11 protein-coding genes are annotated in these 11,294 nt (G+C 40.2%); all 11 read right to left on the bottom strand.

The window, feature by feature from the left end; genetic code table 11:
- Positions 1-5: 5 nt before the first annotated feature.
- Positions 6-1,094, bottom strand: a complete 1,089-nt coding sequence (gene dapE, locus FZ949_RS06755; RefSeq protein WP_107953586.1) for a succinyl-diaminopimelate desuccinylase — start codon at positions 1,092-1,094, stop codon at positions 6-8.
- Positions 1,095-1,102: 8 nt separating this feature from the next.
- The gene (locus FZ949_RS06750) at positions 1,103-3,016 is read right to left on the bottom strand and encodes an EAL domain-containing protein (protein ID WP_087585492.1); all 1,914 of its coding nucleotides are present in this window, start codon (positions 3,014-3,016) and stop codon (positions 1,103-1,105) included.
- Between the two features lie 75 nt (positions 3,017-3,091).
- Positions 3,092-5,296: an endonuclease MutS2 gene (locus tag FZ949_RS06745; protein WP_087585491.1), complete on the bottom strand. Its 2,205-nt coding sequence runs from the start codon at positions 5,294-5,296 to the stop codon at positions 3,092-3,094.
- Positions 5,293-5,637: a hypothetical protein gene (locus FZ949_RS06740; RefSeq protein WP_087585490.1), complete on the bottom strand. Its 345-nt coding sequence runs from the start codon at positions 5,635-5,637 to the stop codon at positions 5,293-5,295. The genes FZ949_RS06745 and FZ949_RS06740 overlap by 4 nt, the downstream gene beginning before the upstream one ends.
- Positions 5,631-5,948, bottom strand: coding sequence for a hypothetical protein (locus tag FZ949_RS06735; RefSeq protein WP_103580645.1), 318 nt, complete (start codon positions 5,946-5,948; stop codon positions 5,631-5,633). The genes FZ949_RS06740 and FZ949_RS06735 overlap by 7 nt, the downstream gene beginning before the upstream one ends.
- Positions 5,948-7,255, bottom strand: coding sequence for a UDP-N-acetylmuramate--L-alanine ligase (gene murC / locus FZ949_RS06730; protein WP_103580658.1), 1,308 nt, complete (start codon positions 7,253-7,255; stop codon positions 5,948-5,950). The genes FZ949_RS06735 and murC overlap by 1 nt, the downstream gene beginning before the upstream one ends.
- 85 nt (positions 7,256-7,340) lie before the next feature.
- Positions 7,341-7,694 carry an MmcQ/YjbR family DNA-binding protein gene (locus FZ949_RS06725; RefSeq protein ID WP_103580644.1) on the bottom strand — a complete coding sequence of 118 codons (354 nt, stop codon included), beginning with the start codon at positions 7,692-7,694 and terminating at the stop codon, positions 7,341-7,343.
- Positions 7,695-7,756: 62 nt separating this feature from the next.
- A complete protein-coding gene (locus tag FZ949_RS06720; RefSeq protein ID WP_103580657.1) occupies positions 7,757-8,551 on the bottom strand; it encodes a carbon-nitrogen hydrolase family protein in 795 nt (264 codons plus the stop codon).
- Positions 8,544-8,735 (bottom strand): exodeoxyribonuclease VII small subunit, encoded by a 192-nt coding sequence (gene xseB / locus FZ949_RS06715; RefSeq protein WP_004317712.1) that lies wholly within the window; start codon positions 8,733-8,735, stop codon positions 8,544-8,546. The genes FZ949_RS06720 and xseB overlap by 8 nt, the downstream gene beginning before the upstream one ends.
- A gap of 3 nt (positions 8,736-8,738) precedes the next feature.
- Entirely contained in the window at positions 8,739-9,845 is a 1,107-nt protein-coding gene (gene metX, locus FZ949_RS06710) for a homoserine O-acetyltransferase MetX (RefSeq protein ID WP_103580642.1), read from the bottom strand.
- Entirely contained in the window at positions 9,845-11,293 is a 1,449-nt protein-coding gene (gene guaB, locus FZ949_RS06705) for an IMP dehydrogenase (RefSeq protein WP_148790273.1), read from the bottom strand. Before guaB ends, metX begins: the two co-directional genes overlap by 1 nt.
- Position 11,294 lies beyond the last annotated feature (1 nt).

Raw genomic sequence — 11,294 nt, 5'->3', positions numbered from 1 at the left:
ATGGATTAAAATTTTTCTATCAAATCTTTAAAAATTTCATAAAGTTTATTTACTTCACGGGCGCTAACTCGTTCGTTTTTAGCGTGTATACGGTCGTTTATGACGCCAAATTCTATCGCATCTACACCAAATTCAGAAAAGTGCCTTGCATCACTCGTGCCACCTTTTGTATTTAGAACCGGTGTGACACCGGTAATTTTTGCGACAGAGGCCATTAATTTTTTTACGATTTTACTATCTTTGTTTGTTAAAAATCTCTTTGAGCTTTGCTTTATACTAAGCTCGTAATCAAGCCCCTTTAAAACCTCTCTAAGATAGCCCTCAACGTCATTTACGTCAGTTAAATTTGAGTTTCTCACATTAAACATTATACTAAGCTCACTTGGCGTGACGTTGCAAACTTGCATGCCACCTCTGATATCAGTTACCACGATCTTGCTTGGGCTAAAAAACTCGCTTCCGCCGTCCATATCGTGATCAGCTATCTTATTTAAAAGTGGAGCTATTAAATTTACCGGATTTACACACTTTTCAGGATATGCCACGTGCCCTTGAATGCCCTTTATCACGATCTTGCCATTTATTGAGCCACGTCTGCCAACTTTTATGCTATCACCAAATTCTTTATCGCAAGTTGGCTCAGCCACTACGCAAAATTTTGGCAAATCATTTATTTCGCGTAAATATTCAAGTGCTAAAGGCGTACCATATGTGCCATCGCCCTCTTCGTCGCTTGTTAATATGAGGCTTAGCTTGCCATCAAATTTCGCATCTTTAGCAGCACAAACAAAAGCAGCCACGCCACTTTTCATATCCTGTGCGCCTCTTGCGTAGATGTAGCCATCTTTTTCTAGTGGAGTAAATGGCTCACTATCCCAGCCCTCACCTGGAGGTACAACATCAACGTGTCCAGCAAAAGCTAGATGCTCGCCGTCTCCATAAATTTTAGAAAGTATGAGATTTTTGGTGCCATTTTTTTCTATAAATTTCGCCTCAAAATCAGGCAAAAATTTAGCGATAAATTCTAAGCTTCCAGCATCATTAGGCGTGATAGAGCGAAAACTTAAAAGCTCTTTTAAAAAGCTAATTACCACTAGGTGCCTTATGAGCCGGCACGCTCTGGTGCACCAAAGTAAAAGCCCTGAAACTCATCTACGCCGATCTCTTTACAGATTTCAAATATCTCTTTTGAATGCACATATTCAGCAATAGTTTTTATACCAAGGTCTTTTGCAAATGCCACAATCGCACTTGCGATAGAGTGTGAATCTTTATTTATGTCTATATCTTTTATAATAGAGCCATCGATCTTCACGTAGTCAGGCTTGATCTTTATAATGTAAGAAAAATTTGAATATCCTGAGCCAAAATCATCAATAGCGATCTTTGCACCCATACTTTTTACACGCTCGATAAAATTTGAAACTCTCTCTAAATTTTTAAGCTCTTCATCTTCAACGATCTCAAATACTACTCTACCAGCAACATTGTGCTTGTTCAATAAATTTAAAACAAGTGAGCTAACATCACCATCGATCATATCTCTACTGCTTAAATTTATAGAAAGTACTAAATTCTTATCCTCTACAAGTTGTTTAAAACACTTTACAATGAGTTGTTTCTCAAGATCAGCATAACGCTTAATACGCTTTGAGATATCTAAAAAGACATTTGGTGATATAACATCGCCTCTATCTAAAAGTCTTATCAAGCATTCGTATTTTACAGGCACCTTTTGGTCATTAACTATCGGCTGAAAATAAGGAACAATATTGTTGTTTATAGTGGCGTATTGTATCAGTTTAGAGCGTTCTATTTGAGTTGCGTATTCCTCTTTTTGATTTAGCCCTTTGAAATAACAAACATAGTCTTTATCTTGCTCTTTTGCTGTTTTTAATGCTATTGTTGCTTTTCTTAGTGTTTGGTCACTATCAAGAGCAAAGCCTATCGTGCTATGTATCTCGATACCTTCTATCTCTCTACCATCTTCATCGACTATACTTAGCATACGGCCTTTAAAAATTTCTATCAAATCTTCAACCATATCTTCATATCTATCGATAAAGCTATCGCTATCTTCTACCAGAGCAAACCTGTCTGCTTCTATACAGTAAGCCTTCATATTCTCGTTTTTGGCAAATTCACTGATCAAATCAGCCATCTTTACCAAAATCTGATCACATGCAAATTTACCGTAAAAGTCATTCATCTTACCAAAATCGTCAATATCTATAAGCACTACTTTAGGATTTTCATAGCTATTAATATCACGCACCAATGCTGTTTTATTTAAAAGTCCAGTCATCGGATCGATATAAAGCTTTTCTCCAAGCTCTTCTATCTGTTTTTTAGTATCTGTTTTTAATGCGTTATAGTTATTTTTTTCTTTTATGTATTTGACCGCATACCATATACAAGTAGACAAAGCAACTATTGCACCAATGAGGCTTAAGATGAATGTTAAAGCCATATTGTTTAAAAGCCACTCAAAAAAGTACTCATCATGTGTACCAGTAATACGTTGATCAACCTTTCCTTTAAAGCCTAATATATACTCTCCAACTGGCACAAACATACAAACTTGAGCGGCATTTTCTGGCAAAATTTTTGCCCAAAAATAATCTTTTTGAAAATTATGAGCAAAGATATTTCCACAGCTTTTGTCGTTAAATTCTTGATTTATTATTCTTTTATCTGAAGATGCTACGACCTTGTATCCATTTTTATTATCATCCTTTAATAAAAGAACATCGCCCATAGCGCTATCGTTAATGTAAGATTGAAAATTTGCGACATCATATTTGCTGACATTTTTGAAATAATCAACATATTGATATGTCAAATAATCAACTTTCTTTCGAAGATTAAAGCCATTTTCAGCAGAAGCATTATTAAATTTAAAATAAAAAACTGCCAGATTTTCGACTAAAAAAATACTTCCCAAAACAAACACTAAACCTATAATCGTTTTAGTGATGTTTAGATTTTTACCCGTTTGCTCGTCCTTGTTACTCAAAAGTTACTTCCCTTGTTTTGTGTAATTGCCCTGATTATATCAACCTTAAAATAAATTTTAACTTTTGGGAAAAAGCTAAAGCCTGACTATTTTAGCTCCATATCCGCCTTGATTTGCCGGTGCGTCAAAAAATTCTTTCACGCTTGGATGCTCTTTTAAGAAATTTTTAACTGCAAAGGCAAGCTTACCAGTGCCGATGCCGTGAAATACGCTAACCTCGTCAAATCCCATAACAAGACTATCTGAGATAAATTTATCCAGTTTTGCTATCGCCTCATCAGCTCTCATGCCATGCAAATCAAGCGAGAGTGAGGCTGTCTTTGGTTTATCGACATTTAGGCTCACGCCACCTTTTTTAGGCAAGACTACTTCGTTGCCATTTTTTCTTAAAAGCTCTAGTGGCACGCGCAAATTTATACCATTTGATTCGATCATTGCGTCATTTTTAGAGATGCTTAAAACCGTGCCTTTGATATTTTCATACCTTACTCTATCGCCTACTTTTAGGCTCTCGCGTTCAGTTTTTTTAGGCTTAACGATGGCAGCTTTTTTTTCATTTGCCACGTTTAGCGCCCTTTGCTTGTCTTTAATGTCCTTGAAATTTATAACAGCTTTTGCCGCATTTATCGCTTCATAATACTCTTTTTCAAGCTTTGAAATAGTCGCATTTAGCTTGATCTCATTTTTCTCTTTTAGCTCTTTTTGCTCCTCAAGCAAGCGCTCCAGCCGCTCCTCTTTTGCCGTGACCTCTTTTATACCCTCATCAAGCTTGGTTTGTAAATTTAGCGTCTTTGTGATGATCTCGTTTAAATTCTCTTTATCTTCGCCGTAAATTTTCTTAGCCTGCGCCACTAAATTTTGAGATATGCCGTATCTTGCCGCCGTTTCAAAGGCATAAGACTTGCCGATCGTGCCTTTTAAAAACTCAAATTTAGGCCTTTGAGCCGCCTCGTCGTAAAGTGCCGCCACTAGCTCAACCTCTGGGTTTTTAGCTAGCAACATCGCAAGGCGCTTGTGGTGGGTCGTGATGATCATTTTGATATCTTGAGTGATGAGGCGCTCTATCATGACGCCATACAAGCTCGCAGCCTCCTCAAAATCGGTGCCAAGCTCGATCTCGTCAATACCTATGATGATCGATCTTTTAGTAAAAAGCTTTGCAAAATGCACCATCCTGCCAGCAAAGGTCGAGATGTCGTTTTTCACGCTTTGCGGATCTTCTATGATCGCGTCAAATTCTTTAAAAGAGCCGATCGTTGAGCGGTTTGCATCGATACGCATAGGTAGCAGATACTTTGCAAGCAGCGTCGCTGAGATGATCGATTTTAAAAGCATCGACTTACCACCAGCATTTACGCCGGTTATTAAAAGCACCTTTTTACTAAAATCCACGCTCACGCTCTTTGGGTTTTTAAGCGCTGGGTGGGCAAATTTCTCAAGCTTTATAACATGCGAGCTGTTTGGCAAAACAAACTCATAGTCACGTGATCTAGCCAAATTTACACGCGCCTGATATGCATCAAACTGATCAAAAGCATTATTTATAAATTTCAAAAAGAGTAGGCTCTTGCTCATCTGCAGGCTAAATTTCTTGCAGTGCTCGTAAATAATCTCTTCTTTTCTATCAAGTAGCTCGCTTTGCTCCTTTTTTAGGCGCTCGGTGCTTGCAGGTGCGACGTAGAAGTAGCCGCCTGAACTTCTAGCGATCACGGTGCCTTTTAAGGCGTGATTAAAGCCACCACGCACCAAAAGTGCCTCTTGCGAGTTGATATAGTGCGTCTGAGTATCGATAAGATAGGGCGTGATGTGCTTTGAGTAGATGAGCTTTTTAAGCTCAGCATCGATCTGGCGCTTTTTCTCGCTAAAAGCCTGCTTTATCGCAGCAAATCTCTCATCCACGCTGTCGCTAAACTCGCCGTTTTCATCAAAGCTGTTTGCCATCTGGCTCATCGCTTCAGGGATTTCAACCTTTGCGATCCACTCGCCAAGCCTGCCTTCAAATTTTTGCTTTTTTAGATATGAAAAATACTTAATAATCTTTGCAAACTCGTAAATTTCACTGATGTGAAGTACTGCTTGCTTACTAAGTCTCATAAGCGCGTCATCAAGCTCTTTTATCTCGTCAGGCGCCTTGAAATCATACTTTGAAAGCTCGCTAATGTTTTCAAAGTGGATTTTGCTGTCGCCTTGTAAAAATAGCGGTTTTTGCCTTGCCAAAAAGGAGTTAAATTTCTCTAAATATTCGCCCAAATCAAGCTTTAAAAATATCTCTTCAGTCATTGCTCACAACTTTTTATCGGCACTATTACGCTTGAGAGCTCGCTAAATTCTCTTTTAGCCAAAAATGACGCCGTGCCAAATTCGTAGTTAAATTTCTCAGCACTCACGTTGTATTCGCCACATTTTAGTGTTTTACCCTGTTTAAAATCGCTAACTAGCTTTGAGATGGCGTCCTCATTTCTTGATAAATTGCTCTCATAAATATAACCACAAACAAGCACTGCGAGCAAAATAGCACTAACAATAGCCTTTGTTTTTTTGTTTATCTTTTCATCTTTTATCGCCCAGATCGCTCCAAAAAGCAGCATCACACCGGCAATTATTATCAAATTTCTTACCATTTTACGCCCTTATATTTTGCGATGAGCTCTTTGTAAAGCTCAGAATGAGGCTCGATCTTTTCTAAAATTTCAGCCTTAACCTCACTGATATCTTGTTTTTCAACTAGCAAGCAAACAGCCATATACGGGGCATTTGGCAGCATCTCTTTTATCTGAGTGCTACTTAGCTTTTGCTCCCTTGCAAGCGCGATCAAGATATCTTTTTTACCTAAAATTATAAGGCTTGAAATTTCTTCTTCACTAAGCTCTTTTTCTTTTATCTCTTTTAAAATTTCATTTTCATCTTGAGGCTTGAAACTACTTAGATCCATTAATATCCGCCTCTTAGCTGCACGCTGATATCACCCGCTCCAAAGCCAACTACGATGCCGTCACTTAGGCGGTTTTTCACGCCAAATTCATCTGTAAATTCTATCCCCTCTTCAACCCTCTCGACCTTATCGGTAAAGATCGGGTTATACTCGCTAAATTCGCTCTTCATATCAACTTCGATCGGATTTTCTCCAGCTGCATAAACTGGCAAGATGACAAGCTCATCAACGCCTTTAAAGCACTCTTTAAAGCCAGGTAAATTTGTGCTAAGTCTTGTGTAGCGGTGTGGCTGAAATATCGCTGTAACGCTGTTTATACCTAAAATTTTGGCGTATTCAAAGACTGATTTTAGCGTCGCTTTTATCTCGGTTGGATGGTGCGCGTAGTCGTCGATTAGGACGAAATTTTTGTTTGCACTAAGTATGTCAAAACGCTTTTTGATACCTTTAAAATTTAATAAATTTTCTCTTATGTCTTTAAGCGGCGTCTCGTGCATCGCAGCTAGAATGGCCAAAGATGCGTCTATGGCGATGTGCTCGCCCATGCCAAAGGCTTCAAATTTGCCTAAATTTTTAAGGTTAAAGCTGGTGTATGGCTGATAGTCTCTTACAACCATTGTAAGCTCGGTGATATCGGTACTTGGATAAAGCCTGATCGCGTCAAGCTTAAGCGTGCTTAAAAACTCGTCCTCAGCGTTTATCACCCTAACTTTTGCGCGCTCCAAAAAGCCCTTGTAAGCTGCGTAAAATTTAGCTAGATCGTAGTCGTAGTGCTCCATGTGCTCTGGCTCTGCGTTTGTGACGATGGCTAGATATGGGTTTGAGTTTAGAAAGCTAGAATCGCTCTCATCAGCCTCAAATACGACGTTATCGCTCTTTGCGTAGCGCATATTTGAGCCAAACTGCTTTGAGATGGCGCCAATGATGACTGAGCCCTCAATGAGGCTTGCTAGCATCGCTGAAGTCGTGCTTTTACCGTGTGCGCCAGCTACTGCAAAGACGCACTTATCTTCAAGCACATAAGGCAAAATTTCTTTTCTTGAAAAGCACTTTATGCCCTTTCGTCTGGCCTCCACTAGCTCGATATTATCCTCTTTTATCGCAGCTGAATAGACCACAAAGTCTTGGTCTTTTATCGCCTCTTTGCAGTGTGGCGTGATGACCTCAATACCTTCATCTTTTAGCTCAAGCGTCGTTTTACTCTCTTTGATGTCACTACCGCTTATCTTGTGGCCTTTTTCGTGTAAAAATCTAGCGATGGCTGAGATGCCGATGCCGCCGATGCCTATGAAATGGACTTTTCTGATCTCGTTGTTTAGCTCTTGCAAATTTTATCCTTAAGTTTTTCGTGATTTTAACAAAAACTACTAAATTTAAGGCTGAAAATGGCTTTTATTTACTTAAGCTAAAGCTCTCTTCTATCAGGTCAAAAACGGTTTTTTGTGAGATTTTGGAGTTTAAATTTACGCTTATCCAGTACTTTTTATTCATGTGATATGCTTTAAAAATTTGCCTCTCATCAACTAGCACCATGGCTAGATCTGGGCTGCATTTTAGATTTACAACCTCTATCATCTCGTCACTTTCAAGGCCAAGCTTGCTTGCACTTAGTTGCATAAGTAGTGCAAACCACTTCTTGTTTTTCTTGTGACGAAAGACACTAAATTTTGGATATTTTGGGAAAATTTGCTCACCCAAAATGTCAAATTTATCTTTTATATATTTTTCAACGTCACTTCGTTTCAAAATTCACTCCAAAATTCCTTTAAAGTGCTAAGCTCGCTTTCCCATCCAGTTACGGCCTTATTTTATCTTTTAAATTTAGCCTCTATCTGCATAAAACCCCAAGTGCTTCTAGCCTCGCTAAGCTCCTTTTTGCTAAGCTCATCTATCATCATCTCTTCATTTTTACCAAGCCTATTTTTGACCTCACCAAACGGATTAATAAGCATCGAATCGCCGTAAAAGCTCCACTGCGTATCATCGCTCTTGTGGCTTCCTACGCGGTTTACGCGCAGCACGTAGACATTATTTGTAAAAGCTCTAACCTTTAAAAGCTCCTCCCAGCGCGCCTGCGAGAAAAATGTACAAGCCGTTGGCACGAGCACGATATCGACCTTCTTAGCGCTCATATACGCCCAGCACACATCAAAGTGCGCCTCATAGCCAAACATGACACCGACCTTAAATTTATCATATGTAAAGACAGGCAAATTTAGCTCATCGCTTGTGTTATTAAAGAATTTCGCCTCATTCCAGTGAGCGTAAGGTATGAGAATTTGCTGATCATATAGCTTTACTTGTGTTGGGGTAAATTTAGCTAGACTTTTAAAAATTTCCTTGCCTTTTAGATTTACAATGGGTGCAACAATATTTAGATCATACTTTTTTGCCATTGCAAAAAGAGCCTCTTTTTTGCGCTCGCTTTGCTCTTTTATGAGGCTTTTTGGCATGCTAATGAGCTCTTTAAAAAAGCTATTTAGCACATATTCACCAAGCACAACAAGTCTTGCATTTTCGTCCGCACAAATTTTTAGATAATAATCAAGCCTTGCCTCACTTAAAGGCTGAGTTGGTAGCTGAAGAGCACAAATTTTACTCATCATCCACCTGCTTTATGCTAAGTTTTGCATTTTCTAAAATTTCTCTTGCTTCATTTAAGAGCTTTTTGCCCTGCTCGTGCAGCTTTATGCTATTTTCTAGGCTCACATCATCTTTGTTTAGATCGTTTAAAATTTTATCTGCTAGGGCTAATTTTTCTTCAAAGCTTTGCTCTTTTTGCTCCATTTTCTATCCTTTTAATATATTTTTTATATATCCATCAAATTTTTCTATCTCGACCAAAAATGCGTCATGGCCGTAGTTGCTATCTATCTCTACAAAATTTGTATTCTCTCCTCGCCCCATCTCACAAAGCGTGTCATAAATTTCTCTCATACAGCACGGCGGAAAGAGTAGATCGCCTTTGAAAGCGATTAGATGTAAGTTTGCTTGTATTGGCACAAGGGCGTCTTTTAGATTGTCATAGTGTCTTGTACAGTCAAAGATGTTCATCATTTTTACGATGTATAGGTAGCTTAGCGGATCAAACCTCTTTGGGAAGTTGTAGCCGTTGTACTCCATGTAGCGATCCACCTGAAAGCGCCCAGAAAGCTCGTAAAGGCCGTCAGTCTCGACGTAGTTTCGTCCAAATTTCTCATCCATGCTATCAGGGCTTAAAAAGCTGATGTGCCCTGCCATCCTGCCAAAAGCCATACCTTTTAGACCATTTTTTCTTATAAATTCTGCGTCATATTCGCCATTTTTAAAATTTTCATCATTTAAAATGGCTTCGATGGCGATTTTGTTAAACGCTATCGCCCAAGGCTTGGTCTGATAGGTGCTTGCAAGTATTATGATATCTTGGGCAAATTCTGGAAACTCGATAGCGTAGCAAAGTGCCTGCATACCGCCAAGGCTGCCGCCTATCACGGCTCTTGCTCTTGTGATGCCCAGCTCACTAAATAATCTCATTTGCGCCTTTACAACGTCACTTATGGCAAGGACTGGGAAATTTAGCCTATACTCTTTGCCGCTACTTCTATCCACGCTTAGCGGCGAGGTCGAGCCAAAGCACGAACCTAAGATATTTACGCAAATAACGTAAAATTTATCTGTATCGACCGCCTTTTTGCTGCCTATTAGCCCGTCCCACCAGCCAGCTTTATCATCGCCTGCGTAAGTGCCAGCTGCGTGGTGCGAGCCAGTTAGAGCGTGGCAGATCACGATAACGTTGCTTTTATCGGCATTTAACGTGCCGTAAGTCTCATAAATAAGCTTGAAATTTGATAGCATACGGCCACTCTCAAGATAGAGTGGCTCGTTAAATTTAATAGTTTTGGTTTGCAGGTTTAACACTAATTGACTTTGTAGTTTGGTGCCTCGTGAGTGATAACTACGTCGTGGACGTGGCTCTCTTTTAGTCCAGCGCTTGTTATCTCGACAAATTCGGCTCTTTCTTGAAGAGTTGGGATATCTTTTGCGCCAACATAGCCCATAGCGCTTCTTAGGCCGCCTATTAGCTGATGTATCACATCTTTTATGCTGCCAGCAAATGGCACACGGCCCTCGATGCCTTCAGGTACAAGCTTGTCTTGAGCGGTGCCCTCTTGGAAGTAGCGATCCGAGCTGCCCTTTGTCATAGCGCCTATTGAGCCCATGCCGCGATATACTTTGTACTGGCGACCTTGGAATGTTATAAGCTCGCCTGGGCTCTCCTCGCAACCTGCAAGCAAGCTTCCCGCCATAACGCAAGCTGCACCTGCTGCAAGGGCTTTTGCCACGTCGCCTGAGTATTTTAAACCACCATCTGCGATAACTGGGATGCCGTATTTTGCTGCTTCTCTTGCGCAGTCATCAATTGCTGAAATTTGAGGCACACCAACGCCAGCAACGATCCTTGTGGTACATATTGATCCAGGTCCGATGCCTACCTTTATGCCGTCAGCTCCTGCTTCTGCTAGGTCTTTTACAGCTGCTGGATTTGCGATATTGCCAGCTACAACATCGACTTTAAAATTTGCTTTTACCTCTTTTAACGTATCAATAATGCCCTTTGAGTGACCGTGAGCTGAGTCTATGACGATGACGTCTACGCCAGCATCAACTAGTGCTTTAGCGCGCTCTATCTGACCCACGCCAATAGCCGCAGCCACGCGAAGTCTGCCGTAGCTGTCTTTGTTTGCGTTTGGATACTCTTTGCGTTTTTTTAGATCTTTTATGGTGATAAGGCCATCAAGTCTGCCGTCTTTATCTACGATAGGTAGTTTTTCAACTCTATTTTGAGAGAAAATTTTCTCCGCATCATCAAGCGTGCAGCCCTTTGGTGCAGTGATAAGCGGTGCTTTTGTCATGCGGTCTTTTACCAAAACGCTCATATTTGTCTCAAATCTCAAATCGCGGTTTGTTAAAATTCCTATTAGTTTGCGCTCCTTGTCGATGACTGGAACGCCTGAAATATGAAGATCTGACATAAGGCTTAGAGCTTCAGCCACGGTCGCTTCTGGATTTATAAAGATAGGATCGATGATAACGCCACTTTCACTTTTTTTAACGCGCTTGACCTCTTTTGCTTGGCTTTCGACGTCCATATTTTTGTGGATGACGCCGATACCGCCGAGCCTAGCCATCATGATAGCAGTTCTATGCTCAGTCACCGTATCCATTGCAGCAGAGACGATCGGGATATTTAGCGTGACATTTTTGCTGATCTTGGTTTTCACATCAACTTGCTTTGGCAAAATTTCAGAGTATTGCGGCACAAGAAGCACATCCTCAAATGTTAAAGCTCTCTTTACTATCTTCATA

The organism is Campylobacter concisus (assembly GCF_902460545.1).
Classification (GTDB): domain Bacteria; phylum Campylobacterota; class Campylobacteria; order Campylobacterales; family Campylobacteraceae; genus Campylobacter_A; species Campylobacter_A concisus_AE.
Note: the sequence above shows the minus strand (reverse complement) of the source record. Positions and strands in the feature narration are given on the sequence as shown.